This window comes from Arthrobacter sp. Alg241-R88 (assembly GCF_900537115.1).
In the GTDB taxonomy this organism is placed as follows: Bacteria; Actinomycetota; Actinomycetes; order Actinomycetales; family Micrococcaceae; genus Arthrobacter.
Genome location: NZ_UNRG01000006.1, coordinates 268,170 through 294,745, shown reverse-complemented (window position 1 = coordinate 294,745; position 26,576 = coordinate 268,170). Strand labels below are relative to the sequence as shown.

Genomic DNA, 26,576 nt, shown 5'->3' with positions numbered 1-26,576 from the left:
CCGGTCCGCGGCAACGGGAAGATCATGGAGGAGCTCGAAGCGTTCTGCCGCGGCGGGGGCTGGAACGTGATCAAGGTCGTCTGGGGCCGGGAATGGGATGACCTGCTCACCCGCGACACCGACGGGTCGCTGGTGAAGATCATGAATGAAACCCCCGACGGGGACTACCAGACCTACAAGGCAGAATCCGGCGGGTTCGTCCGCGAACACTTCTTCGGCAAGGACCCCCGGACCAAGGACCTCGTCGCGGACCTGACCGATGACCAGATCTGGAACCTCAAACGCGGCGGCCACGATTACCGCAAGGTTTACGCCGCGTACAAGGCAGCCACCGAATTCAAGGGCAAACCCACCGTCATCCTCGCCAAAACCGTCAAGGGCTACGGACTCGGACCCCACTTCGAGGGCCGCAACGCGACCCACCAAATGAAAAAACTCACCATGGACGACCTCAAGAAATTCAGGGATTACCTTCGGATTCCGATTTCCGATGCTCGGCTGGAGGAGGACCCTTACAGCCCGCCGTATTTCCATCCCGGCCATGATGCCCCGGAGATTGTTTATCTCCACGAGCGGCGCAGGGCACTCGGCGGCGCCGTCCCCGAACGCCGGCCGAACCATCAAGCCGTTGAGCTGCCTGAGGCCAAGACTTTTGACGTCGCCAAGCGGGGCACGGGCAAGCAGCAGGCAGCCACCACTATGGCCTTTGTCCGGCTCCTCAAGGACCTGCTCCGCGACAAGAAGTTCGGCCACCGGATTGTGCCCATCGTCCCGGACGAATCACGGACTTTCGGTATGGACGCCTTCTTCCCCACCGCCAAGATCTACAACCCCGGCGGACAGAACTATCTTTCCGTGGACCGGGACCTGGTCCTGGCCTACAAGGAGTCCGCGCAGGGCCAGCTGATCCACCCCGGGATCAACGAAGCCGGTGCCGTGGCAGCGTTCACCGCCGCCGGAACCGCGTACGCCACCCACGGCGTGCCCCTGGTCCCGGTCTACGTGTTCTACTCCATGTTCGGCTTCCAGCGCACCGGCGACGCCTTCTGGGCAGCAGCAGACCAAATGACCCGCGGCTTCATCATCGGCGCCACCGCAGGCCGGACCACCCTCACCGGCGAAGGCCTCCAGCACGCCGACGGCCACTCCCCCCTGCTCGCCTCCACCAACCCCGCAGTGGTCACCTACGACCCCGCCTACGGCTACGAAATGGGCCACATCATCCGCGACGGCCTCGAACGCATGTACGGGCCGGCCGCAAGCGGCGAAGGAACCGGAACAGCGCCGGAGAACAACGTGATGTACTACCTCACGGTCTACAACGAGCCCATCACCCAGCCAGCCGAGCCCGAGAACCTCGACGTCGAAGGTGTGCTTAAGGGCATCTACCGGGTATCGCCGTCGGCCACTGAAGGGCCGAGGGCACAAATCCTCGCCTCCGGCGTCTCAGTCCCGTGGGCGCTGGAGGCCCAGCGGATCCTCGCTGAGGACTGGGGCGTCTCCGCCGACGTCTGGTCCGTCACCTCCTGGAACGAACTGCGCCGCGACGGCCTCGCCGCCGAAGAGGAAGCCTTCCTCAACCCCGGCGAACCCGCCCGCGTCCCCTTCGTCACCCGGCAGCTCGAGGGAGCCACCGGCCCCGTCGTCGCAGTGTCCGACTACATGAAGGCCGTACCGGACCAGATCCGCCAGTTCCTGCCGCACCAGTTCGCCTCGCTCGGCGCGGACGGCTTCGGCTTCTCCGACACGCGCCCAGCAGCCCGCCGCTTCTTCAAGAACGACACCCACTCCATCGTGGTGAAGACCCTTCAGCTGCTCGCCGCGAGGGGCGACGTGGAGGAGGGCGCACCGCAGTACGCCATCGACCGCTACAAACTCCTGGACGTCAACGCCGGAACCACCGGCGGGGCGGGCGGCGACGCCTAAGGGACTTCACCCCCAAGTTTTTGTCCAGATATGCGGACTTCCGAAGCCGGGAACCCTGCATATCTGGACAAAAACTCACTTAGGGTGAGGCTATGGGGAACGCTGATCAGAGCAGGACTACCGGGGTTGTCCTCGCCGCCGGCGCCGGGACCAGGCTGGGACGCGGACCGAAGGCCCTGCTCCCCTACCGGGGCCGTCCGCTCGTGGAATCCGTCGCCGGCGCGCTGCTCGACGGCGGCTGCCGCGAGGTTGTGGTGGTGCTGGGGGCCGGGGCTCCCGACGTTGCGGCCACCGCCGAACTGGACCGTTACCGGGTGGCCGTCAACCCTGATTGGCGTTCGGGCATGGGCAGTTCTTTCCTGTTAGGTGAGCAGACGGCAGACCCGGCTGACCACTTGCTGATCGCCCTTGTTGACCAGCCCGGGCTGACCCGGGCAACAGTCGGGCGCCTGCTGGCACGCCACCGTCCCGGCCGCATCACCGCTGCCGCATACCGCCGTCGGGAAGCCACGGACGGGGGTAAGCCGGCCAGCCTTAAAGCTGGGCAGGAAACCGGGCAGCAGGACAGGCTCCTTCGCGGCCATCCGCTGCTCATTGACGCTTCCCTGCGCGAAGCAGTGAGTGCCACCGTAACCGGCGACGCCGGGGCACGCGGCTTCTTGCGGGCGCATCCGGACCTGGTGGACGAGGTTGATTGCAGCGACCAGTCCACCGGCGAGGACATTGACACACCGGACCAGTTGCGGCTCCTCGACTAAGAAACTGCTGAAGGGCAGCAGGGTCCACGGGGTAGTCAGAGCGGCTCAGGCGCGCTTATGCAGGAACCATTCCAACGCGTCTTCTTCGGGGGGCAGCCCACTGTGGCGGCATCCGAAAATGGCTCGGAACCACACCCCTGCCGCCTCGGCATTGAGCACGGCAAGAGCGGCATCAATGTCCTCAAATGCCCTCGCCACCGCTGCGATTCCCATAAAAACATCATGCCAAGGGGGTCTGACAATGCCCCGCGTAGATCACAGAGAATTCCCGGTGGAGGGCTTCAGGGTTGTTCGGTCAACCGTTGCTTCCGGCCCCAGCCGGCTGATTCCTCGAACCAGCCGAGCGCGGCAACAGTCGCAATGTCGGACGCCGTTCGCACTTCGATCTGGTGCGTGTACTTGTCGTGACGAAATCGGATAACGTCACGGAGGAACGAAGCGTGGTGCTCATCCCACATGTCCATAGTCAGAAGGGCTTTGGTCTTCGTGACCGGGGTGAGCCATACAAACTTCCGGGCCGCACCGTAACTCACCTGGGTTCTCGAGAACTCTTCGGCGATGTCGTCACCCAGTTCGAGCACATGAGCGGAAAGAGCATCATAGATCTCCTCGAGGGCGCCGGGAAAAAGCTGTTGTGCATCCACAGTCACCATGGTGGCCCACCTGCCCAGCAGCCGCAGTTTTCGCCGCGACAGCAGGCGACCGCCCGCATGTTTTAGGTCTGCATTCCACCGATAAGCAGCTGCTCCAGTCCCATCGTGAAGCCGGACCGGCCGCCGTGCGACGGGTGCCGGACTTTCGGCACGTCCATGCCGCTGGCGAGCAGGCTGCGATGCGCCACGTTGCCCACGGCCACCACCGTTTCGATGCCGAAGAGCTCCACCAGCGTCTGCCAGAACTCAGTTCCGAGACGGGCTTCCGTTGTCCTCGGCGTGCGGTTGGACTGCGGCTTCCCGGGCACGTGCGTGTGCCAGGGGCATGCGCTCCACAGCACGGGAAGGAAATCCAGTTCCGCCAGGACCTCCCACATCACAGTGGCGGTGGGCTCAGCTGCCACTCCCGCCGCATCGGGAGGCAACACGTAACCCTTTCCCGGACCGAACAGCCCAAAACTGTTGGCCGGGCCCTGGAACATGGTGCGGTTGGTGAAGGGAACACCGGTGATCCTCATGCCACGGAAGCCCGGCGCCTCGCCCAACAGCAGCACCTTAGGCGCGCGGTCCAGCATTTCCTGCAGGTAGAGCTCCAGGTTGCGCCGGCGCTGCGCATTAGCCGGTTCGCTGTGATCGAAGAAGTTGTTAAGCCCCGGTCCCGAAGGCACGGCGGAGAGCCGCTCCACGAAGGTGCCGACGGAAGAAGCTGTCATTCACCTGCCTGTCCCGTGTGACGGCGCGAACCGATCCTGCCGCCTTACCAGCGCGGGTGGATGGCTTCGCGGAAGTAGTGGTCGTAGATCCAGCGGACGCCGGCGTCGAAGTCTTCATCAACCGCGAGACCCGCCGCGGCGGCATTCGCCGTGGCCTGCTCCACGTTGCGTGCGCCGGGGATCACGCTGGTGACGCCGTCCTGCGCCGCAATCCAGGCGATCGCGGCCTGCGCAGTGCTGGCGCCGGCCGGCACGAGCTGTTCGAACTCCTTGACGGCCTTCAGCCCCAGGTCGTAATCCACCCCGGAGAAGGTCTCGCCGACGTCGAAAGAGTCGCCGTTGCGGTTGTAGTTCCGGTGGTCGTTCTCGGCGAACGTGGTTTCCTTGGAGTACTTGCCGGAGAGCAGCCCCGAGGCGAGCGGCACGCGGGCAATGATCCCCACGTTTGCCGCCTTTGCCGCGGGAAGGACCTCGTCCAGGGGCTTGAGGCGGAAGGCGTTGAGGATGATCTGCACGGAGGCGGTGCCCGGGTGGCTGATCGCTTCCAGCGCCTCGTCAGTGCGTTCGACACTGACGCCGTAGTTGCGGATGGCCCCCTCCGACACCAGGGTGTCCAGGGCGTCATAGACCTCGGCGTTGCTGTACACCGGAGTGGGCGGGCAATGCAGCTGGACCAGGTCCAGGGAGTCTGTGCCGAGGTTCTTCCGGGAGCGGTCCACCCACTGGCGGAAGTTGGCCAGGGTGTAGTTCTCCGGCTGCTGGTCCACGCGGCGGCCCATCTTAGTGGCCACCGTGATGTCCAGGCCGGGGTTGTCCGCGAGGAACTTCCCGATGGCCTGCTCGCTCTTGCCGTCGCCGTAGACGTCCGCGGTGTCGAAGAAGTTCACGCCCGCCTCCACGGACGCTGCCAGGATGGCCTGCGCCTGTGCCGGGTCAACGTTGCCCCAGTCCGCGCCGAGCTGCCAGGTGCCCAGCCCCACGATGGACACGTTCCGTCCGGTCTTGCCTAAAATCCGCTGTTCCATCCCTTGACTATATGCAACGATGCAACGCGGGGTCAGATTAGGCCCGCTGAACGCGCCTAATGGGGCATTATGTGACCCCGCGTTTTCCTAGGACAGGAGATGCTCCAGGTTCGGCACCAGCCCCGCCTCCTTGAGTCCCAGGTAGATCTTGTCCCGCGCGATGGGCAGCTGGGCGAAGCGCACACCGGTGGCGTTCCTGATCGCGTTCGCCAAGGCTGGGGCCACAGGGTTGAAGGGGCTTTCGCTCATGGACTTCGCACCCAGCGGCCCCATTTTGTCGTTGGTGTCCGCGAAATACACCTCGCTGCGGGGCACGTCCGCAAAAGTAGGGATGTGGTACTGCCGCAGGATGTCGGTGGTGACCCGGCCGGCGTCGTCAATCACCACCTCCTCATACAGCGCAGCGCCGATGGCTTGGGCAATTCCGCCCTCGATCTGGCCGCGGCACTGGCGCGGATTCACCACCACACCGGCGTCCGCGGCCTGCACGCTCTGCAGGATCTTCAGCTCGCCCGTGCCCCGGTTCACTGCCACGCGGAAGCCGTGCACGTTGAACGCCACGGACCTTGGCGTCCCGCCCCAGCGTCCTTCCGCTGCAAGTTCGACGCCGGCATCCGCAGCCGCCTGCGCCAGTTCCGTCAGTGCCACGGGAGTTCCGTCAATGACTACGGCGTCGCCGTCAAGGACGCAGGCTGAGGCCTGGGTCTGGTGGGTACCTGCCGCAAAGGCGCGGATGCGGACTGCCAGTTCCTCAGCCGCGGCGAGGGTCGCCTTGCCCGCCACCACGGTGCCCGCGGAACCGAAGGCGCCGGTGTCGTGTTCGATCAGGTCGGTATCGGACTGCCGGACCACAACCCGCGTGGCGTTCGTTGACAGCGCCGTGGCGGCCAGTTGGGAGTGGACGGTGGTGGTGCCGTTGCCGAACTCGGCAGTACCGACGTCGGCCTGGTACGTCCCGTCGGGCAGGAGCCGGAGGCGGGAGTGGGCAAAGTGTCCGCGGGGCGGCACGGTATCGATCATGGAGAGGGCGGTTCCCTCCCCGGTGAGCCAGTCCGGGCCAAGTTCGTCCAGCCCGGCGGCCCGGTACCGTTCCCGGCCGCGGGCCAGTGCGTCGCGGACCAGGCTCAGGCACTGGTCCAGCCCGTAGCTGCCGTAGTGGACGTCCTCCTCGGGTTCCGGCTGGGTGGACAGCATCCGGTCGCCCTCGCGCACCATGTTCCGGCGGCGGAATTCGAACGGGTCCATGCCGATGCCGGCGGCGAGCTCGTCCATGGCGGACTCGATCGCGAAGATCATCTGGCTGAGGCCATACCCGCGGAATGCCCCGGCCGGCACCGTGTTGGTGTACATCGCGTGGGCGTCCACTTTTTTGTTGTCGCAGTTGTAGACGCTCAAGGATTCGCCGCAGCCGTGGAACATCACGCCGGGGCCGTGGTTGCCGTAGGCGCCGGTGTTGGTCAGCACGTCGAGTTCCAGGGCAGTGAGTTTTCCGTTGACGCTGGCGCCGGCCTTGAGCTTGATGGTGAACGGATGGCGGGTGGTGGTGGCGGTGAACTGTTCCGTCCTGGTCAGTTCGAGCTGGACTGGCCGGCCCAGTTTCAGGGCCGCGAGCGCCACGATGTCTTCGGTGAGTACTTCCTGCTTGCCGCCAAAGCCGCCGCCCACGCGGCCGGCCACCACGTGGACCTGCTCCTCCGGAAGCCCGAAAACCCGGCACAGGGTGCGGCGGACCAGGAAGGGAACCTGGCTGGATGTGCGGACCTGCAGGCGGCCCTCACCGTCCACGGCCGCGATGGCTGCGTGCGTTTCCAGGGCAACGTGCTGGACGCGCTGGGTACGGTAGGTCTGCTCATGGATGAAGTCCGCTGCCGCAAAGCCCTGGGCCACGTCCCCCAGTTCCGAGTGGAGTTCAGCCACCACGTTCCGGTCCGGCCGGGAAATGCGCGCTGTTGCCCCCTCCTTGTCGCCGTGCACCAGCGGCGCTCCGGGCAACAGCGCTTCCTGCGGCGAGAAGACGGCGGGCAGTTCCCCGTACTCCACCTCAAGTGCCCGCACCCCGGCTTCTGCGGCAGCCACCGTTTCAGCCACCACCGCGGCAACCCGCTGGCCCCGGAACCTCACCACGTCATCCAGCACGCGGGTGTCATCCGGATCGTCAGTAAAGAGTTCATGCTGCGCGGTGGAGAACAGCTGCTCCGGAGCGTCGCGGTGGGTCAAAACGGCCACCACGCCGGGGACCTGCAATGCAGCGTCGGTGTTGATGGACAGCACGCGCGCATGGGCATGCGGCGAGCGCAGGAGCTTGAGGTGGAGCAGGCCCTGCAGCTGGTCTGCCGGGACGTCCAGGGTGTAGCGGGCGGCGCCTGTGACTACCGCCCGGCTGGCGGGAGCCGGGACGTCGTCGCCCAGCTGCCCAGGCTCGGGATCCGGCTGGCCCTTCCCGGCGATCCCGGATCCCTGTCCCTTCGGGTCCGGGTGACCGGCATGCCCGCAGACGGCGTCGGAGATGGCACGGTATCCGGTGCAGCGGCAGAGGTTGCCTTTGAGGTTGCGGGGCAGGTTCTCCTTCTGTTCGTCGTCGAAGGTCGCCGCCGTCATCACCATGCCCGCCGTGCAGAACCCGCACTGGAAGCCCTGCCGCTCCATGAACTGCTGCTGCACGGGGTGCAGGTCCGCTCCGTCGCCGGCAGTGGAAGCCAGTCCTTCGATGGTGGTCACCGCGTGCCCCTCGGAGCGGACGGCAGGGTAAATGCAGCTGTGCACGGGAGTGCCGTCCACGTGCACGGTGCAGGCTCCGCAGTCGCCGCCGTCGCAGCCCTTCTTGACGCCCAGGTTGCCCTGCTCCCGCAGGAAGGTGCGCAGGCACTGCCCGGGACGGGGTGACGCGTCCGCCGCGGCTCCGTTGATCTCGATGGCCATGCTCAGGCCCCTTCCTGCTGTGCGTAAAGTCCACGGTCTTTCGGCGGCCAGAAGTCGCCGGAAACCCGGAGGCCGGGCGCCCCTTCCGGGGCCGCGAGTTCGGCGCGGATTTCCTCGGCCAGGCGGTAGGTCATATCCCGGCGCCAGACCGGCAGGCCGTGGATGTCGTCGTGGTAAAGGTCGTTGGGAATCTCTGCGGTAATTGCGGCGGCCAGCACCTCGGCGTCGGGAAGCCCATCGAAGCGCAGCTGCACGGGCCGTTTGGTGGCGGCGGTGACGGTAAGCACCAGCCGGGTTCCGCCGTCGAGCCTTCCAATCAGCAGCACCCCGGACCTGCCCAGGTTGCTCAGCGACAGGCGGCGGAACGCCACCCGGGAGGCGAGGGCCGACGCCGGGAGGTGGACGCTGCGCAGCAACTCGCCCGGTGCCAGGCAGTTCTTTGCGTCGCCCGTGACGAAGTCCGTCACCGGGACGCTGCGGCTGGTGCCGCCGGGGCCGAGGATGGTGGCGCTGCCGTCCAGGCCGGCACACAGCGAAATGATGGGCCCGGCGGGCAGCGAGGTGCACAGGTTGCCGCCCACGGTGGACATGTTCCACACCTTGAAGGAGGCAACAAACGAGTCGCAGCACGGCCGGACCAGGTCCAGGGCCGGCCAGCTGCGGCCTGCTGCTGCAGGAGAGCCGGGAAGTTTGTAGAGGTCCGCGACAGTACAGGTGGCAGCCAGTTCTATCCCGTCATTGCTGGCGGTGACGGGGGTCCAGCCGGCGTTGCCGAGGTCCAGGAGCCGCCTCAGCGGCTGGGGGCCGAACGCGAGGCTGCCATAGGAGAAGAGGACCGTGCCTCCGGCGAGCCAGGCGTCGCCGTCGCGCCATTCCGCGGGGTCGGTGGTGGGGACCACCGCCTCAATGGTGTTCATGTCCATGCGATCTCCTGCTGCAAAGAGTGGGTGGGCGCCGGCTTCGCGACGCGCTCCTGGTGGATGGGGCCGGAGGTCTCCCTCAACGGCTGATGGGATGCTGCCGGATGCCGGGCGGCGATGACTTCGGCGAGGACGGAAACCGCCACTTCCGCCGGTGTGACGGCGCCGAGATCCAGGCCAAGCGGTGAGTGGAGCTGGGCAATCCGTTCGGGGCGGACGCCGCTGTCCAGCAGGGCGCCTACCCGTTGGACGTGGCTGCGCCGGGAGCCGAGGGCCCCGATGAAGGCGACGTCCAACGCCAGCGCGGTCTCCAGCAGGGGTACGTCGAACTTGGGGTCGTGGGTCAGGACGCAGATGACCGTCCGGGCGTCCACCCGTCCTGCCGCCGCTTCTGCTGCGAGGTAATGGTGGGGCCAGGCGGTGACCACCTCGTCCGCTGTTTGGAACCGTAATTGGGAGGCAAAGGCCGGCCGGGCGTCCACCAGGGTGACGTGGTAGCCGAGCGGTTTGGCGGCGGGCAGCAGCGCGGCACTGAAGTCGTTGGCGCCGAATACCAGCATGCGCGGCGGTGCGAGCCGGGACTCGACCAGGAGGGTGGCTGCGCCGGTGCACAGGCCCGGCCCGGCCAGGTGCAGCACACCGGTGGCGCCGCTGCGCAGGAAGGACTCGAGCTGCACGCTGCGGGCACGGCCGGCCCCGGGGTCTTCCGGAAGGTCCAGCAGCGCGCGCAGTTCCGGATGGCGGGACACCTCTGCAGCGGCCGGCTGGGAAATAACGACGGCGCCGCTGCCGCCGGCATCCAGCCTCCGGACCAGCGCCACCGGTTCGTCAGCCCCATAAGCCGCCAGCTGCAGCAATGCCTCCGCCAGCCTGCGGCCCTGGTTCCCGCTTGCCGGTTCGATGTGCACGTCCAGTTCTCCCCCGCAGGTGAGCCCGACGGCGAAGGCATCGGCGGCGCTGTAGCCGAACGTCTCGAGCCGGGTGGCGCGGTCGTCCATTGCTTCCAGGGCTGCCGCCACGACGGCCCCCTCGACGCAGCCGCCGGAGAGGCTGCCAAGGACGGCGCCGGCGTCGGACACCAGCATGGAGCTGCCGACGGGCCGGGGAACGGAGCCGCTGGCCCGAACGATGGTGGCCACCGCGAACCGCTGTCCGAGGATGGCCGGCGCCCAGCCGTGAAGTGAAGGGATCAGGTCAAGCATGGCGGCGCTCCTTCTTCCACTGTGCGGTGGTGTCCATATTGTCGTTCCTAACGGGAGCCGGGCCAAGCACTGGTCCGGCTCCAGGGGAAATTACTGCCGTTCCGGGCATCCGCACCCAGGGTCACAGGTGCGGATACCCGAAAGCGGAGCAGGTGCGGCAGAAAGCTGCGGTCAAGCGCCCAACAGCAGGTTGATGGGCCCGCGGGCGAAGTACACCAGGAACCCGGCGCTGACCACCCACATCAGCGGATGGATCTTCTTCGCTTTCCCGGAAGCCGCGCCGATGATGGCCCAGCTGATGAAGCCCACCCCAATGCCGTTGGCGATGGAGTAGCTCAGCGGCATGGTCACGATGGTCAGGAAGGCGGGCAGCGCCACGGAGAACTTGCTGAACTTGATCTCCCGGATCTGCGCCATCATCATCGCGCCCACCACCACCAGGGCAGCGGCTGCCACCTCGAGCGGAACCACGCTGGTGAGCGGTGTCAGGAACATCGAGCCGAGGAACAGCACCCCGGTGACCACCGACGCCAGGCCGGTACGGGCACCTTCGCCAATGCCGGCAGCGGAGTCGATGTACACGGTGTTGGAAGAGCCCGAGGTGGCTCCGCCCGCCACGGCACCCACGCCTTCCACGATGAAGGCGGACTTCAGGCGGGGGAACGTTCCGTCCTTGTGGGCGACGCCGGCGCTCTTGGCCAGGCCGGTCATGGTGCCCATGGCGTCGAAGAAGTTGGTGAACACCAGGGTGAACACCAGCATGGTCGCGGCCAGCCCGCCGATCCGGCTGAAGGCTCCGAACAAGTCGAACTGCCCCACCAGGCCCAGGTCCGGGGCGGACACCAGCTGGCCGGAGAGTACCGGGGTGTTCAGGTGCCAGCCGCCGGGGTTGGTTTCGCTGGCCGGGCCGATTTTCATCACTGCTTCCACGACGGCGGCGAGGAAAGTTGTTGCCACGATGCCGATCAACAGTCCGCCCTGGACCTTGCGCGCCACGAGGATGCCCATGGCCAGGAGTCCGACGATGAACACCAGCGTGGGGACGGAGGTGATGGAGCCGCCATTGCCCAACTGGACGGGCGGTCCGCCCGCCGTGGCCTTGACGAAACCGGAATCCACGAAGCCGATGAAGGCAATAAAGAGACCAATGCCCACGGTGATGGCGGCCTTCAGCTCCTTGGGGACGGCCCGGAAGATGGCGGTCCGGGCTCCGGTGATGCCGAACAGCACGATCAGGATGCCGTTGATCACCACCAGGCCCATGGCTTCGGCCCAGGTGACTTCCTGGATGACCGAGACGGCCAGGAAGGAGTTGATGCCCAAACCGGCGGCGAGGCCGAACGGCAGGTTGGCGACGAGCCCGAACAGGATGGTCATGACGCCGGCGGTGAGGCCGGTGACTGCTCCTACCTGTGCTGCTGAGAGCCAGCCCCCGGCGACGTCGGTAGGGGCATTGTCCGCGCTGAAGCCACCAAGGATCAGGGGGTTGAGGATAACGATGTACGCCATGGTGAAGAAGGTGACCAGGCCGCCGCGGAATTCACGGGCCAGCGTGGAACCGCGCTGGGTGATGTGGAAGAACCGGTCAAGGATGGCGTTCGAGGCCGGCGGCTTGGGGCTGCCTGATGCCGGCTGGGAGGTGCGGGGGGATGGAGCCGAATGCTCCTCGTGGGAGGAATCCAGGATGGTCATGATGAGCCGCCGGGCCTAGTAGTCGATCCTGGATTCAAGCGTGTTCCAGGTGTTGAACGGCTCCAGCGGGGCAGGGGCCTGGGGATCGCCCAGCTCCAGCTTGGATACCGGCATCAGGGAATCCCTGTCCTGGTTGTCGAAGTATTCGTAGAAGACGGCGTCATCGAAGCCGACAGAGGCGGCGTCGTGCCGGTCCGCGGCGAAGACCACCCGCTCGACGCGGGCCCAGAGTGCGGAAGCCAGGCACATGGGGCATGGCTCGCAGCTGGTGTAGAGGACGGCGCCGCTGAGGTCGAAGGTGCCGAGTTCGCGGCAGGCGGTGCGGATTGCAGTGACTTCGGCGTGGGCCGTGGGATCGTTGTCCGCAGTGACGCGGTTGACGCCGTCGAACGTTTTGCCGTCCGCGGTGACGATCATGGCGCCGAAGGGGCCGCCGCTGTTCAGGACGTTGGCCGTTGCCAGCCGGATGGATCTGGCCAAAAATTCCTCGGCCGTGACGGTGGTACTCATGATGCGACTTCCTTATTGCCGGGAAGCCTGTTGCCGCTTGCAGGACCAGTAGAACCAGGTGCGACGGTTACCAGGCTTCAGCATGTGCTGTGAAGGTTAAGTTGCGCCTGGTAGATAGCTTCCCGAAGTCCGGGTGCCCGCCTTTGGCAAAATCGAGATTAGCACCGGATTGTGGCCCGCGCCATAGTTTTCTGAAAACTTTATTCCGCAATGTGAAATCTAGATTACGTGCGCTTCACCGGCCGGCCGCCGCCGGTCACATTGTGAGGACGTTGACGCAGGTCAGGCTTGTTCCCTACTCTGATGGCACCGCCGCTGCCCACAGCCGCCGGTACCTGGATCAGCAGACAGGGCCTCACTGAGCTGGAAATACCGCACCTGCGCTCAGACAAGGACACCCCATGACCCATCCTCCCGCCCCTGCCGCCGCTCCCCGCCTCTGGATCCGGAATCCGCAGGCCGCCTTCACCGCCAACACCCTGGACGCCTCCGGCGGACTCGTGGTCAGCGGCGGAATCATCGTGGAAGTGCTCGGCTCGGGCCAAGTCCCGGCGGAACCATGCACGGAGGTCTTCAACGCCGGAAGCCACGTGCTGCTGCCGGGCCTGATCAACACGCATCACCACTTCTACCAGACCCTCACCCGCGCCTGGGGTCCGGTGGCTAACGCACCCTTGTTCCCCTGGCTGCAGAACCTCTATCCGGTCTGGGCCCGGCTCACGCCGCGGGACCTTGAGCTCGCCACCACGGTGGCACTCGCCGAACTCCTGCTCTCGGGCTGCACCACGGCAGCAGACCACCACTACCTCTTCCCCGGCGGCCTGGAGCACGCCGTCGACATCCAGGTTGAGGCGGTGCGCCGGCTGGGAATGCGGGCCACCCTGACGCGCGGGTCCATGACCCTCGGAACGGACGACGGCGGCCTGCCGCCCCAGTCCACCGTGCAGGCACCGGAGGTGGTACTGGCCGACAGCGAACGCCTGGTGGCCCGGTACCACGAGCGCGGTGAGGACGCGGTCATCCAGATTGCCTTGGCACCGTGCTCGCCCTTCTCGGTGACCAAGGAAATCATGGCCGAAAGCGCCGCGCTCGCCGAGCGGCTGGACGTGCGGCTGCACACCCACCTGGCTGAGACCCTGGACGAGGAGGACTTCTGCCGTGAAATGTTCGGGCTGCGGACCGTTGACTACCTGGACAGTGTGGGCTGGCTGACGGAGCGCACCTGGCTGGGCCACGGAATCCATTTCAGCGACGCGGAAATTGCCAGGCTGGGCGCCGCGGGCACCGCCGTCGCGCACTGCCCCACCTCAAACATGCGGCTGGCGTCGGGGACGGCACGCGTCCTGGAACTGGAGGACGCCGGAGTGCCGGTGGGGCTGGGAGTGGACGGCTCGGCGTCGAATGATGCCTCGAACATGATCCTGGAAGCGCGGCAGGCGCTGTATCTCCAGCGGTTGCGCTACGGGGCGGATGTTCCCGTGGAAAGGGCGCTCGGCTGGGCCACGCGGGGCTCAGCGGCCGTCCTGGGGCGTCCGGGGCTGGGCCAGCTTGCTCCCGGGATGCAGGCAGACCTGGCGCTGTTCCGGCTGGACGACCTGCGCTTTTCGGGCAGCCACGACCCAATTGCCGCGCTGCTGCTGTGCGCTGCTGACCGGGCCGACCGGGTGATGGTGGGCGGGCAGTGGCGCGTGGTGGACGGGCAGATCCCCGGACTGGATGTTGCCGGGCTCATCGCCGAGCACTCCGCGGCGGCCCGGCGGCTGGTGAACGGCTAGGCGGCGCCGCCGTTTCGACGGTTCCCTGCGTACCCGACGATCCGCATCATCGAGCGCGCAGGGAACCGTCGATTTGGCCGCAACCCGCGGCGCCAGCTTCGCTAGGGGCGCTTGCCGAAGCCCGGCAGCGCGTGGACCCAACGCGAGAAACGCCCAGGGACATGATCCCGGTCGGCCGGCAAATAGAAGTCCGGATCCGTTCCGCCGCCAAGGGGGAGGTAGAACTCCTGGACTGAGGGTGCCGCCGTTTGTGCCGGTGCAACCGGCGTCGTGTCCTGCTGGTACATCTGATCCTCCTCCGAGGGGTTGAAGTAGTTCCATAAAATGGAAAATAACTTTTGCTATGTGGAATGGCCTAGGTGGCACTCCGCTGCTTCGTCAACGGTTCCCACACTCCCCGGTCACAAATCGAATCTTCGCTTTGTGATGTACACCACCGGTTTGCTGAGCTACGCTGGATGTCAATTCGTGGTGTATGTCACGTAACCTGGGAGCAGCAGGCAGGGTCGTAATGAGCTGGCATCAATGGATGCCGGCTCTTTTTTGTTGGGTCGGCTCCACCGGAAACGCGCTTGAAATGCGCGCTTAATTTCAGTGATGGAACCTAGGTTCCACTTACCGGAAGTTGGGAACAGACCATGAGCAGCAAAATCATCCTCGGCGAAAACCAGTACGGAAAAGCCGAGGTCCGGGTCGTCAAGATCACCCGCGACAGCGACCGCCACGAAATCGAAGACCTCAACGTCACCTCGCAGCTGCGGGGGGATTTTTCGGCCGCACACCTCGAAGGCGACAACGCCCACGTAGTGGCCACCGACACCCAGAAAAACACCATCTATGCCTTCGCCCGCGACGGCGTGGGCTCCCCGGAGGCGTTCCTGCTGCGGCTGGGCGAGCACTTCACCTCCAGCTTCGACTGGGTGACCGGCGGCCGCTGGGAGGCCGAGTCCTACAGCTGGGACCGGATCCAGGCCCACGGCACGGAGCACGACCACTCCTTCGTGCGCAACGGCCAGGAAGTGCGCACCGCGGTCCTGGTCCGCGACGGCGCCACCACCCACCTCATCTCCGGACTCAAGGACCTGACTGTCCTGAAGTCCACCCAGTCAGGCTTCGTGGGCTACCCCAAGGACAGGTACACCACCCTGCAGGAGACCACCGACCGCATCCTGGCCACCGACGTCTCGGCGCGTTGGCGGTTCAAGACCGGAACCGATTTCAGCGCCCTGGACTTCAACAAGAGCTACGACGACGTCAAGGGACTTTTGCTGGAAGGCTTCACCGAGAAGTACTCCCACGCCCTGCAGCAAACCCTGTTCGACATGGGCACCAAGGTATTGGAAGCCCACAGCGAGATCGACGAGATCAAGTTCTCCATGCCCAACAAGCACCACTTCCTCGTGGACCTCTCACCCTTCGGTCTCGACAACCCCAACGAAGTCTTCTACGCCGCGGACCGCCCCTACGGCCTGATCGAGGCCACCGTCCAGCGCGACGACGCCACCCCGGCGGGCATCGCCTGGTCCGGCATCGCCGGCTTCTGCTAGGCAGCACCACCGAGAACCTTTTCAGGCCCGGAGTTTTTGTCCAGATACGACGACCTCAGGACCCTTAAAGTCCGCATACGTGGACAAAAACTCCGGGCTTTCACCCACGCCTTTCCGCAACACCCGTTAGCCAGACCCCGTTAGCCAGACAATGTCGTCTGCCATGAACCAAGAAAGTCTGCCATGAACACCAGAAAGAAACTGGCCGCTGCGGCCGCCGGTAAAAGCAAGCAGCCGGCCCGTCCCGAGGATCAGCGGCTCCCCATCGCCAGCACTTTTGCGTACGGCTTCCAGCACGTCCTCACGATGTATGGCGGCATTATCGCCCCGCCACTGATCATCGGCGCCGCCGCCGGAATGTCCTCGCAGGACATCGGCCTGCTGATTGCCGCCTGCCTTTTCGTGGGCGGCCTGGCCACCATCCTGCAGACCATCGGCGTCCGGTTCTTCGGCTCGCAGCTGCCACTGGTCCAGGGTGTCTCGTTCGCGGGTGTTTCAACCATGGTTGCCATCGTCCACGGCGGAGGCGGAATCCAGGCTGTGTTCGGGTCCGTCATCGCGGCCTCGCTGATCGGCCTGCTGATCACGCCGCTTTTCTCCAAGATCATCCGGTTCTTCCCGCCGGTGGTCACCGGAACGGTCATCACCACCATCGGGCTTACCCTGATGCCCGTGGCGGCCAACTGGGCCATGGGCGGCAACCGGACTGCCGAGAACTACGGCAGCATGGCTAACATCGGCCTGGCGGCAGCCACCATGGCCATCGTCCTGCTCCTGAGCAAGGTGGGCAGCGCCGCGATCTCCCGGCTGTCCATCCTGCTCGCGATGGTCCTGGGCACCGCGATCGCCTTCGCCTTCGGCATGGCGGACTTCTCCAAGGTGGGCCAGGGCGAGATCGTCGCCTTCCCCACGCCGTTCGCCTTCGGTCCGCCGGTGTTCGAGATCGCCGCCATCATCTCCATGCTCATTGTTATCCTGGTGACCCTGACCGAAACCTCGGCGGACATCATCGCCGTGGGTGAGATCGTGGGTACCAAGGTGGACTCCAAGCGGATTGGCGACGGCCTGCGTGCGGACATGCTGTCCAGCGCCATCTCCCCGCTGTTCAACTCCTTCACCCAGAGCGCTTTCGCCCAGAACGTTGGCCTGGTGGCCATCACCGGCGTCAAGAGCCGCTTCGTGGTCAGCGCCGGCGGCCTGATCCTGGTGATCCTCGGCCTGCTGCCCGTCCTGGGCCGGGTGGTCGCAGCGGTGCCCACCCCCGTGCTGGGCGGCGCCGGCGTCGTACTCTTTGGAACGGTGGCCGCGAGCGGCATCCGCACCCTCTCCAAGGTGGAGTACAAGAACAACATGAACCTGATCATCGTGGCTGCGTCCATCGGGTTCGGCATGATCCCCATCGCCGCTCCCAGCTTCTACGACCAGTTCCCGTCCTGGTTCGGCACAATCTTCCACTCCGGCATCAGCTCAGCCGCCGTGATGGCCATCCTGCTGAACCTGCTGTTCAACCACCTCAAGGCGGGCAACTCGGAGAACCAGTCGGTGTTTGTGGCGGGCACCGAACGCGTGGTCCGGCAAGAGGACCTGAAATGCCTGGCCGACGGCGACCGCTTCGAAGGCGGCAAGCTCATCGACTGTGATGGCAAGGAAGTCCCCGTCCAGTCGTCCGAAAAGGCGTCAGAGCACTAGCACCATTGAACGCCGATGGCGGCCCGCTTCCGAAAGGAGCAGGCCGCCGTCGGCGTTATCCTAGGAGTTTTTGTCCAGCTATGCAGGTTTGAAGTGCCTGAAAGCCTGCATATCTGGACAAAAACTCCAGGGGTTGGATCAGTTGCGATTGAGCTCCAGGGAGATGGCCTCGGCAGCTTCGCGGAGGACCGGCACGGCCTTGTCCGCGAAGTGCTCATCCACCCGGGACACGGGACCGGAAACGGAAATTGCGGTGGGGGTCGGAGCGTTGGGCACCGCCATGGCGAAGCAGCGGACGCCCAGTTCCTGCTCCTCCTCGTCAATGGAGTAGCCGCGTTCCCGGATGAGCTTGAGGTCGGCCAGGAGTTCCTCGACGTCGCCAATGCTCTTCGCCGTGGGGGTAGGCATCCCGGCACGGGTGACGATGCCGCGGACCGTGTCGTCGTCCAGCTGCGCCAGGATGGCCTTCCCGACGCCGGTGGCGTGGGTATGGGCACGCCGGCCCACCTCCGTGAACATGCGCATCGAGTGCAGCGAGGGCACCTGCGCCACGTAGATCACCATGTCCGAGTCGAGCACGGCCATGTTGGAGGTCTCCCCCAGCCGGTCCACCAGCGTTTTCAACTGTGGGCGGGCTACGGCACCAAGCTGCTTGTTGGCTCCCTCGCCCAGGCGGATGAGCCGCGGACCCAGGGCGTAGCGCCGGTTGGGCAGCTGGCGGATGTAGCCCAGCGAGACCAGGGTGCGCAGCAGGCGGTGGATTGTAGGCAGCGGCAAGTCCGTGGACGAGGACAACTCGCTGAGGGTGACATCGCCGCCGGCGTCAGTGATCAGTTCCAGCAGTTCGAAGACGCGCTCAACGGATTGGACGCCACCTGCGGCTTTCTCAGCCATGTACCAGTCTCCTGTGGACTCGGATTCCGACAAGTCTTATCCGCATCGTGAAAAGAATTGCCCTAATGCTCTCAAGATACAGCACCGGCCCGGCAGACGCGATGAAGAGCAAGATGGGCTTGTATTTCCATTAGGTAGATAATAATATCCATAATACGAAAACATTCGGATTCGATCAGAAGCCCGTCCCGGGCCCTACAGGAGGACATTCAATGGCGAACCCCAGCCCCGGAAATTCGATCACCCTGCGCGTGGAAGCACCGTCAAGCTTCAGCGCCACCAGCGAGCTCGCCGCGGCCGTCGGCGCCGCCGGTGCAGCCATTACCGCCCTGGATGTCAGCGAGTCCCACCACGAGACCCTGGTTGTTGACGTCACCTGCAACACCACGGATGACGAGCACGCCGGCAGGGTCAAAGACGCCCTCAACGCGCTTGACGGCGTCACGGTCCAGCACGTCTCGGACCGCACCTTCCTGATGCACTTGGGCGGCAAGCTCGAAGTCGTCCCCAAAGTAGCCCTGCGCAACCGCGACGATCTCTCCCGCGCCTACACTCCCGGCGTCGCACGCGTTTGCCTTGCCATCGCCGAGGACCCGGCAGCGGCCCGCAACCTGACGGTCAAGCGCAACACCATCGCCGTCCTCACGGATGGCTCAGCCGTCCTGGGCCTGGGCAACATCGGCCCGGCCGCCGCCCTGCCCGTGATGGAAGGCAAAGCCGCGCTGTTCAAGCAGTTCGCCAACGTGGACGCCTGGCCCGTCTGCCTCGACACGCAGGACACCGAGGAAATCATCATGATCGCCAAGGCCATGGCCCCCGTATATGGCGGCATCAACCTCGAGGACATCGCCGCGCCCCGCTGCTTCGAAATAGAGAACCGGCTCCGCGAGGAACTGGACATCCCGGTATTCCATGACGACCAGCACGGCACCGCCATCGTCACCCTGGCCGCACTGGTGAACGCACTCCGTGTTGTGGGCAAGAAGCTGGACGAGGTTCGGGTTGTGGTTTCCGGCGTCGGGGCAGCAGGCTCCGCCATCATCCAGCTCCTGAAGGCCCAGGGCGCACGGCACATCATCGCCGCAGGCCGCTCCGGCGCCATCCACGCCGGCGAGAAGTACAGCGACGAGCACCGCAGCTGGATTGCCGCGAACACCAACGAAGAAGGCTTCGCCGGCACCCTGCACGAGGCCCTCGTGGGTGCGGACGTCTTCATCGGCGTCAGCGCCCCGCACGTGATCGGCGAGGAGCAGGTTGCCGCCATGGCAGAGAACGCCATCGTGTTCGCCATGGCCAACCCCACGCCGGAGATCGATCCGGTGATCGCGTCCCGGCATGCCGCAGTGGTAGCCACCGGCCGGAGCGACTTCCCCAACCAGATCAACAACGTACTGGCCTTCCCCGGCTTCTTCCGGGGCCTGCTCGACGCCGGCGCATCGGACATCACTCCGGAGATGCTGGTGGCCGCCGCGGAGGCGATCGCCAACCGGGTAGCTGACGACGAGCTCAATGCCAGCTACATTATCCCCAGCGTCTTCGATCCCCACGTGGCCGCCGATGTTGCCTCAGCCGTTGCTGCCGCCGCCCACGCCGCCAACGTGGCAACCGCGGCTGCAGCCAAGGAACTCGAAGAAGCCCTGGCCAGCGCCTGATTCACTGCCTGACTTCAGTACAAGGAAAGGACCAGAAATGGCCATCACTGTCACAGACCCCCGGCCCATCGACCGCGCGGAGGAGATCCTCACCCCCAAGGCGCTGGCATTCCTGGAGGAGCTGCACACCCGTTTTGCCGGCACCCGCAACGAACTCCTGGCAGCCCGCGGCGTCAAGCGGCAGCGCGTTGCCGAGACCGGCAAGCTGGACTTCCTGCCGGAAACCCAGGACGTGCGCGACGGCGACTGGAAGGTTGCGCCGGCACCAGCGGCTTTGCAGGACCGCCGGGTTGAGATGACCGGGCCGGCTTCTCCGGCAAAGATGGCCATCAACGCCTTGAACTCCGGGGCCAAGGTGTGGCTCGCGGACCTCGAGGATGCCAGCACCCCCACCTGGGCCAACGTCATCGACGCCATCCTGAACCTCCGCGACGCCGCCCAGGGGACCCTCAGCCACACGTCGGCCGAGGGCAAGGAGTACAGGCTCCGCACTGACGCGCCGCTCGCCGTCGTGGTGGCCCGGCCCCGCGGCTGGCACATGCCGGAGAAGCACCTGCTCATCGACGGCGAACCCGCCGTCGGCGCGCTGGTGGACTTCGGCCTGCACTTCTTCCACGTGGCCAAGCAGCTGGTCCTCAACGGACAGGGACCGTACTACTACCTGCCCAAGATGGAGAGCCATCTGGAGGCCCGGCTTTGGAACGATGTCTTTGTCTTCGCCCAGGACTACCTCGGCCTGCACCAGGGCACCATCCGCGCCACCGTGCTGATCGAAACCATCCCGGCCGCATTCGAGATGGACGAGATCCTGTACGAACTGCGCGACCACGCCTCCGGCCTGAACGCCGGCCGCTGGGACTACCTGTTCAGCATCATCAAATACTTCCGCGACGCCGGCGAGGAGTTTGTGCTGCCGGACCGCGCTTCCGTTGCCATGACCGCCCCGTTCATGCGCGCCTACACCGAACTGCTCGTGAAGACCTGCCACAAGCGCGGCGCCTTCGCGATGGGCGGCATGGCGGCCGTCATCCCCAACCGCCGCCACCCGGAGGTTACCGAGGCGGCCTTCGCCAAGGTCCGCGCGGACAAGACCCGCGAGGCGAACGACGGCTTTGACGGCTCTTGGGTTGCGCACCCGGACCTCGTTCCCACCTGCCGGGAAGTCTTCGACGCCGTCCTCGGCGACAAGCCGAACCAGCTGGACAAGCAGCGCCCCGAGGTTTCGGTGACCGCTGAGCAACTGCTGGACGTGGCCTCCGCCGAGGGCCAGGTGACCGAGGCGGGCCTGCGGCTGAACCTCTACGTGGCCGTCGCGTACACCGCCGTATGGTTGTCCGGGAACGGCGCCGTCGCCATCCACAACCTGATGGAGGATGCGGCCACGGCGGAAATCTCCCGCTCGCAGGTGTGGCAGCAGATCCGCAACAAGTCAGTCCTGGCGGACACCGGCAACACCGTCACCCGTGAACTGGTGGAGCGGATCCTGGGCGAGGAAACCGAGCGGCTCCGCACCGAGTTCGGCGACCAGGCCTTCCGCCTCTACTACCAGCCTGCCAGCGAACTCATCGCGGACATCTGCCTCTCCGAGGACTACACGGATTTCCTCACCACCCCGGCCTACGAACTGGTGGGCTGACGCATGCCGGCAACACCCAAGTTCTCGCTCTCCCCGCGGGACCTCGCGCACATCGACGGGCAGCTGGCCGCCACGGACCGGCTGCTGGAGCAGAACTACCCGGGCGACGACGGCTCCCGCCAGCCCGTCCACACGGTGTACGTGCCCGCTGACCGGTTCACGGCGTCGTTCGCTGCCGACTGGGGCGCCGAGGCGCTGAATACCGTTGAAGCGCACGGCGGCGTGGCGAAGCTCGGCGCGCTGCTGGGCCAGGACGCGGCCCTCGCGGAAGCTGTTGCCCCGCGGGTTCAAGCCAAGCTGGCGAGTGAGCCCATCGAGGACCTGCGCCTCGACTTCGAGGACGGTTTCGGGGACAGGGGCGACGACGCCGAGGACGCCGCCGCTGTCACCGCGGCCTCCGCTGTGGCCGCCGCCGTCGCTGCCGGCTCCGCTCCCCCGTTCATCGGCATCCGCTTCAAGTGTTTCGAGGCGCCCACCAGGGCACGCGGACTGCGCACGCTGGACCTGTTTGTGTCCGGCCTGGCCGCGGCCGGCGAGCTGCCGGAGGGGCTGGTCCTGACCCTGCCCAAAGTGACTACCGTGGCCCAGGTCAAGGCTATGGACTACGCCGTGTCCCGGCTGGAGGAAGTCCATTCCCTCCCCGCCGGACGGCTCCGCTTCGAGGTGCAGGTGGAAACGCCCCAGCTGATCCTCGGCCCCGAGGGGATGTCACCGGTTGCACAGTTGCCGCACGCCGTCCCCGGCCGGATCAGCGGACTGCACTACGGCACGTATGACTATTCCGCGTCCCTGCAGATCTCCGCGGAGTACCAGTCCATGGAGCATCCGGTGGCGGACTTCGCCAAGGAAGTCATGCAGCTCGCCGTGGCGGGCACCGGAATCCGGCTCTCGGACGGATCCACCAACATCATCCCGGTGGGCGACAACGTGGAGAACGCCTGGCAGCTGCACGGCCGGCTGGTCCGGCGGTCGCTGGAACGCGGCTACTACCAGGGCTGGGACCTGCACCCGGCCCAGCTGCCCAGCCGCTTCGCCGCCACCTATGCCTTCTACCGGCAGGGACTTCCGGCCGCCGCAGCCCGGCTGCGGAACTATGTAGAGCAGACCGAAGGCGGCGTGATGGACGAACCCGCCACGGCCCGGGCCCTGGCCGCCTTTGTGCTGCGTGGCGTCCAGTGCGGCGCCGTCGGTGCGGAAGAAGTGCAGGCGCTCGCCGGTGTCGGCATCCCCCAACTCACTGCGCTGGCCCACCCCAGGCTCGCCACCACTTCCAAGTAAGGATCCAACCATGGGCAAGTACTACTCCCCCACCGGCGGGCTGCCGCCGCAGACGCACCTGACCACGGAGCGGGCCATCGTGACCGAGGCGTACACGGTCATTCCCAAGGGCGTCATGACTGACATCGTCACGTCCAACCTTCCGGGTTTTTCGAACACCCGATCCTGGATCATCGCGCGGCCCATCTCCGGCTTCGCCACCACGTTCTCGCAGCTGATCGTGGAGATCGGCCCGGGCGGCGGTGCTCCCAAGGCCGAGTTCGAGGCCGGCGTCGAAGGCGTCATTTTTGTGACCCGCGGCAAGGTGAACCTCACCCTCGACGGTGAACTGCACCAGCTGGAGGAAGGCGGCTACGCCTACCTGGCTGCCGGTTCGGAGTGGGGCCTGGAGAACGTTTCCGACGACGTTGTGTCCTTCCACTGGATCCGCAAGGCCTACGAACGCCTTGAGGGTTACGAGGCCAAGTCCTTCGTCACCAATGAAAAGGACGTGCAGCCTACGTCGATGCCGGATACCAACGACGCCTGGAAGACCACCCGCTTCACGGACTCCAACGACCTCGCCCACGACATGCAGGTGAACATCGTGACGTTCCAGCCCGGCGGCGTCATCCCGTTCCCCGAAACCCACGTCATGGAGCACGGCCTGTACGTCCTGGAGGGCAAGGCCATGTACCTGCTGAACAACGACTGGGTTGAGGTTGAGGCCGGCGACTTCATGTGGCTGCGCGCCTTCTGCCCGCAGGCTTGCTACGCCGGCGGCCCGGGCGAATTCCGTTACCTGCTCTACAAGGACATGAACCGGCAGGTCCGCCTCACGTAACCCCTATTCCCAACCAGGTAGCGCCAAGTGTCGTTTTGGAACCCCTAAACGACACTTGGCGCTACTTAGTTGGGGGAAAATGGGTGCTACGGGCAGGACCCAGGGCAGGCCGTGAAAGCCAACGTCGCAAAGCTGGGCTTCAGGAGTTCAGGGGTTCAACGCGTCAGGGGTTCAGGACCACCTTGATGCAGCCGTCTTCCTTTTTCTGGAACTTTTCGTACAGCGCCGGCGCTCCTTCAAGCCCCGAACGGTGGGTGACCAGATCCATCACACCCAACGGATCGGCGTCGTCCTCCACCAGGGGGAGCAAGTCGTCCGTCCACCGCCGGACGTTACACTGCCCCATCCGCACCTGGATCTGCTTGTCGAACATTGTCAGCAGGGGCATCGGGCTGGCCTGGCCGCCGTAGACCCCGCTCAGGGACACGGTCCCGCCGCGCCGGACGGCGTTGATGGACGTGTGCAGCGCTGCCAGCCGGTCCACGCCGGCCGTCTCCATCGCCTTCTGGGCCAGTTTGTCGGGCAGGAGGCCCAGTGCCTGGTGGGCGAAGCCGGCAACCGGGGACCCATGTGCTTCCATGCCGACGGCGTCAACCACCGCGTCAGGGCCCCTTCCGGCCGTCATTTCCCGCAGCTGGTCCGCCACGTCCTTACCGTAATCGAGCGTTTCGATGCCGTGCCGCGCCGCCATCTCGCGCCGCTCCGGCACAGGGTCCACGCCGATCACCCGCAGCCCGCGCTGCACGCCGATGCGGCCCGAGAACTGGCCCACCGGCCCCAGCCCGAAGACGGCCAGCGTGCCGCCGGCCGGGGTGTCGGCGTACTCCACGGCCTGCCAGGCCGTAGGAAGGATGTCCGAGAGGAAGAGGTAGCGCTCGTCCGGCAGCTCGGTTCCCACCTTCACCGGGCCGTAGTCGGCGTGGGGAACGCGCAGGTACTCGGCCTGCCCGCCCGGAACGGAACCGTACAGCTCCGAATAACCAAAGAGGGCAGCACCGGAGCCCTTGTCCTTGACCTGGGTTGTTTCGCACTGGGACTGCAGGCCCTGGGCGCACATGTAGCACCGGCCGCAGGCGATGTTGAACGGGACCACCACACGGTCGCCCTTGCGGAGGTTGGTGACGGCGCTTCCCACCTCCTCCACGATGCCCATCGGTTCGTGGCCGATCACGTCGCCCTTGTGCATGTATGGCCCCAGCACTTCGTACAGGTGCAGGTCCGATCCGCAGATGGCCGTGGAGGTGATCCGGACAATCGCGTCCGTGGGTTCCTGGATAACGGGATCGGGGACCTCTTCCACACTTACCGAGCGTTTTCCTTGCCATGTCAGTGCTTTCACAATTCACCTTTCCCGGAAGTTTTTTCGCTGCTTTGGGGACTCGCGCCCATCCTTCGACGCTATCGGCTCACGGGGCAAAAAGTAAGCAACCTGACTAAAATCCTTGTTGTTCCGACCTCGTGCTCCTAGCGTAGGAAGAGTCACACCCGCAGACCCCGCAGAAGTGAAAGAGGAACGTTATGTCGCTCTACCAGCCCGAACCGGTTGAAATCTCCACCCGCATGCGGCCCGGAGAGTGGACGGAAGAGAGCCTGGAGCAGCTCGTGGCTACCTACCGCGAGCGGATCATGGAGATGGGGGCCAGCGCATCGGACGTGGCCACGGACATTGACCGGGGCGACGACGGCTCAGTGCGTGTGGCTGTCTCCTGGGCCAAGCCTGCCAATCAGGGTGACGAGGACTCGGTTGCCGGCGGCCAGGTCCTGTAGCCCAGGTCCTGTAGCCCAGTTCCTGTTGCCCAGGTCCTGTAGCGCCGAACGGCAAAAGTCCGACGGCGGATGGCATGGCAGCGGGGGGCACGCCGGCGTTAGAAGCCGGGCGTCGGAGTTGGGTGTCAGGAGTCGGGCGCCAGGGAGATCAACCGTCCGATGGCGCTTGATGTGAGGTTCTCGAGCAGGTCGCGCGGACCCTCGTAGACCTCCACGGCGCCCGCGTCACGGAGTTCGCCGGCGTTGACCCCGCCGCAGGTAACGGCAATCGCAGGAATACCCAGCGCCGCAGCGGCCTTCATGTCCCACACCGCATCCCCCACAAAGACGGCGTCCGCCGCCTCCACGCCGATGGCCTCCAGCGCCGCCACGAGGATGTCCGGGGCAGGCTTGCTGTCCTTGGCGTCATTGGCGCTGGTGGCGGCATCGATGAAGGCGTCGGCATCCAGGGTGGCCTTCATGACCTGCAGATCCTGCTTGCGGGCGGAGGAGGCAAGGGCAACGGTGAGTCCCGCCGCGTGGCACTGGGCCAGCAGGTCCTTGGCGCCGTCGAAGGGTCGCAGCGCCGGCCAGTGCGAGGCGTAAAGGGCCCCGTGGCTGGCCATGATGTCGGAATCAAGGGAACGGTCCCGGTCTGCCGGGAGGAGGCTGTCCACCAGGCGGTCCCCGCCCATGCCCACGAAGTGGTGGATGGATGCCATCGGGATGTCGTAACCCTGCTGGCGGAAGGCGCCCCACCAGGAGATGGTGTGGATGTATGACGAATCGATCAGGGTGCCATCAACATCAAAAAGGATCCCCTGCCGGCGCCCGCCGTCAGGGGACCCGGCAGCCCGCAGGGCCATCAACTGACCGCTGCCCGCTTGGCCCCCGCAGATTTCCTGGCGAGGGCGGCCTCCTCCTTGGCCGTATTCACCGGACGTACGCGCTCCCGGATCACCGTGCCTGCACCATCGTGGCTCTTGTCCCTGATGAGGCCCGTCCCGGCGATCTCCCGCGCCATTGCCACTCCGGCTACAGCTGCCCTTTTCGTGGGAAACGTGACCGAGATGGCCATAAGGTTCCCGGTTCCGTCCATCATCCTGATCCGGTAGCCGCCGTCAGGCGCATCCACGAGCTCAAAATACCCGGCCATTTGCAATCACTCCTCCGTCAGTCACCGCACCGTGCTTACTGGGAGCACTCCATGAGGTGTTA

General features: G+C 65.9%; 24 protein-coding genes. 10 read left to right on the top strand and 14 right to left on the bottom strand.

Annotated elements, in window-relative coordinates; translation table 11 throughout:
- Together aceE and nboR are read left to right on the top strand one after the other, a co-directional pair.
- On the top strand, nt 1-1,926 hold a 1,926-nt coding region (aceE, locus tag G6R19_RS14975; protein ID WP_163166312.1), incomplete at its 5' end, for a pyruvate dehydrogenase (acetyl-transferring), homodimeric type.
- Between the two features lie 92 nt (nt 1,927-2,018).
- Entirely contained in the window at nt 2,019-2,684 is a 666-nt protein-coding gene (gene nboR, locus G6R19_RS14970; protein ID WP_163166311.1) for a nicotine blue oxidoreductase, read from the top strand.
- A gap of 45 nt (nt 2,685-2,729) precedes the next feature.
- On the opposite strand, the gene G6R19_RS14965 is transcribed toward nboR, so the two are convergent.
- The 9 genes from G6R19_RS14965 to G6R19_RS14925 all read right to left on the bottom strand — a co-directional run bounded on the left by G6R19_RS14965 (nt 2,730) and on the right by G6R19_RS14925 (nt 12,318).
- Nucleotides 2,730-2,897, bottom strand: coding sequence for a hypothetical protein (locus G6R19_RS14965; protein WP_163166310.1), 168 nt, complete (start codon nt 2,895-2,897; stop codon nt 2,730-2,732).
- 68 nt (nt 2,898-2,965) lie between these two features.
- Nucleotides 2,966-3,337 (bottom strand): DUF5655 domain-containing protein, encoded by a 372-nt coding sequence (locus G6R19_RS14960; protein WP_163166308.1) that lies wholly within the window; start codon nt 3,335-3,337, stop codon nt 2,966-2,968.
- A 62-nt stretch (nt 3,338-3,399) separates the two neighbouring features.
- Nucleotides 3,400-4,050: a uracil-DNA glycosylase family protein gene (locus G6R19_RS14955; RefSeq protein ID WP_163166306.1), complete on the bottom strand. Its 651-nt coding sequence runs from the start codon at nt 4,048-4,050 to the stop codon at nt 3,400-3,402.
- Between the two features lie 44 nt (nt 4,051-4,094).
- Nucleotides 4,095-5,075, bottom strand: a complete 981-nt coding sequence (locus G6R19_RS14950; protein WP_163166304.1) for an aldo/keto reductase — start codon at nt 5,073-5,075, stop codon at nt 4,095-4,097.
- Nucleotides 5,076-5,162: 87 nt separating this feature from the next.
- Entirely contained in the window at nt 5,163-7,994 is a 2,832-nt protein-coding gene (locus tag G6R19_RS14945; protein ID WP_163166302.1) for a molybdopterin cofactor-binding domain-containing protein, read from the bottom strand.
- 2 nt (nt 7,995-7,996) lie between these two features.
- Nucleotides 7,997-8,917 (bottom strand): FAD binding domain-containing protein, encoded by a 921-nt coding sequence (locus G6R19_RS14940; RefSeq protein WP_163166300.1) that lies wholly within the window; start codon nt 8,915-8,917, stop codon nt 7,997-7,999.
- Nucleotides 8,908-10,116: an XdhC/CoxI family protein gene (locus G6R19_RS14935; RefSeq protein WP_163166298.1), complete on the bottom strand. Its 1,209-nt coding sequence runs from the start codon at nt 10,114-10,116 to the stop codon at nt 8,908-8,910. Before G6R19_RS14935 ends, G6R19_RS14940 begins: the two co-directional genes overlap by 10 nt.
- Before the next feature lie 171 nt (nt 10,117-10,287).
- Nucleotides 10,288-11,808, bottom strand: coding sequence for an NCS2 family permease (locus G6R19_RS14930; RefSeq protein ID WP_163166296.1), 1,521 nt, complete (start codon nt 11,806-11,808; stop codon nt 10,288-10,290).
- A gap of 15 nt (nt 11,809-11,823) precedes the next feature.
- Entirely contained in the window at nt 11,824-12,318 is a 495-nt protein-coding gene (locus tag G6R19_RS14925; protein ID WP_163166294.1) for a nucleoside deaminase, read from the bottom strand.
- Between the two features lie 401 nt (nt 12,319-12,719).
- On the opposite strand from G6R19_RS14925, the gene G6R19_RS14920 reads away from it, so the two are divergent.
- Nucleotides 12,720-14,093, top strand: a complete 1,374-nt coding sequence (locus G6R19_RS14920; protein WP_163166292.1) for an 8-oxoguanine deaminase — start codon at nt 12,720-12,722, stop codon at nt 14,091-14,093.
- Between the two features lie 101 nt (nt 14,094-14,194).
- Here the strand turns inward: G6R19_RS14920 and G6R19_RS14915 are convergent, their stop codons facing one another.
- Complete coding sequence (locus tag G6R19_RS14915) at nt 14,195-14,380, bottom strand: hypothetical protein (protein ID WP_163166290.1); 186 nt, start codon at nt 14,378-14,380, stop codon at nt 14,195-14,197.
- Between the two features lie 351 nt (nt 14,381-14,731).
- Here G6R19_RS14915 and pucL point away from each other — a divergent pair, with 351 nt between their 5' ends.
- On the top strand, nt 14,732-15,640 hold the full coding sequence (pucL, locus tag G6R19_RS14910) for a factor-independent urate hydroxylase (protein WP_163166288.1): 909 nt from the start codon (nt 14,732-14,734) through the stop codon (nt 15,638-15,640).
- A 183-nt stretch (nt 15,641-15,823) separates the two neighbouring features.
- The gene (locus G6R19_RS14905; protein ID WP_163166286.1) at nt 15,824-17,329 is read left to right on the top strand and encodes a nucleobase:cation symporter-2 family protein; all 1,506 of its coding nucleotides are present in this window, start codon (nt 15,824-15,826) and stop codon (nt 17,327-17,329) included.
- 138 nt (nt 17,330-17,467) lie between these two features.
- Here G6R19_RS14905 and G6R19_RS14900 read toward each other — a convergent pair whose 3' ends face one another.
- The gene (locus G6R19_RS14900; protein WP_163166284.1) at nt 17,468-18,223 is read right to left on the bottom strand and encodes an IclR family transcriptional regulator; all 756 of its coding nucleotides are present in this window, start codon (nt 18,221-18,223) and stop codon (nt 17,468-17,470) included.
- A gap of 212 nt (nt 18,224-18,435) precedes the next feature.
- On the opposite strand from G6R19_RS14900, the gene G6R19_RS14895 reads away from it, so the two are divergent.
- Genes G6R19_RS14895 through G6R19_RS14880 form a run of 4 tightly spaced genes read left to right on the top strand, consistent with a single transcriptional unit; the run spans nt 18,436 to nt 23,612 of the window.
- Complete coding sequence (locus G6R19_RS14895; protein WP_163166281.1) at nt 18,436-19,875, top strand: NAD-dependent malic enzyme; 1,440 nt, start codon at nt 18,436-18,438, stop codon at nt 19,873-19,875.
- Between the two features lie 37 nt (nt 19,876-19,912).
- Nucleotides 19,913-21,511, top strand: a complete 1,599-nt coding sequence (gene aceB, locus G6R19_RS14890) for a malate synthase A (RefSeq protein WP_163166279.1) — start codon at nt 19,913-19,915, stop codon at nt 21,509-21,511.
- Between the two features lie 3 nt (nt 21,512-21,514).
- Nucleotides 21,515-22,789, top strand: a complete 1,275-nt coding sequence (locus G6R19_RS14885; RefSeq protein WP_163166277.1) for an aldolase — start codon at nt 21,515-21,517, stop codon at nt 22,787-22,789.
- 10 nt (nt 22,790-22,799) lie between these two features.
- Nucleotides 22,800-23,612, top strand: a complete 813-nt coding sequence (locus G6R19_RS14880; protein ID WP_163166275.1) for a bifunctional allantoicase/(S)-ureidoglycine aminohydrolase — start codon at nt 22,800-22,802, stop codon at nt 23,610-23,612.
- Between the two features lie 163 nt (nt 23,613-23,775).
- Here G6R19_RS14880 and G6R19_RS14875 read toward each other — a convergent pair whose 3' ends face one another.
- The gene (locus G6R19_RS14875) at nt 23,776-24,951 is read right to left on the bottom strand and encodes a zinc-dependent alcohol dehydrogenase (RefSeq protein ID WP_163166273.1); all 1,176 of its coding nucleotides are present in this window, start codon (nt 24,949-24,951) and stop codon (nt 23,776-23,778) included.
- A gap of 179 nt (nt 24,952-25,130) precedes the next feature.
- Here G6R19_RS14875 and G6R19_RS14870 point away from each other — a divergent pair, with 179 nt between their 5' ends.
- Complete coding sequence (locus G6R19_RS14870; RefSeq protein ID WP_163166271.1) at nt 25,131-25,379, top strand: hypothetical protein; 249 nt, start codon at nt 25,131-25,133, stop codon at nt 25,377-25,379.
- Between the two features lie 125 nt (nt 25,380-25,504).
- Here the strand turns inward: G6R19_RS14870 and G6R19_RS14865 are convergent, their stop codons facing one another.
- Nucleotides 25,505-26,224: an HAD family hydrolase gene (locus tag G6R19_RS14865; protein ID WP_163166269.1), complete on the bottom strand. Its 720-nt coding sequence runs from the start codon at nt 26,222-26,224 to the stop codon at nt 25,505-25,507.
- The gene (locus tag G6R19_RS14860; RefSeq protein WP_163166267.1) at nt 26,224-26,514 is read right to left on the bottom strand and encodes a hypothetical protein; all 291 of its coding nucleotides are present in this window, start codon (nt 26,512-26,514) and stop codon (nt 26,224-26,226) included. The genes G6R19_RS14865 and G6R19_RS14860 overlap by 1 nt, the downstream gene beginning before the upstream one ends.
- Nucleotides 26,515-26,576 lie beyond the last annotated feature (62 nt).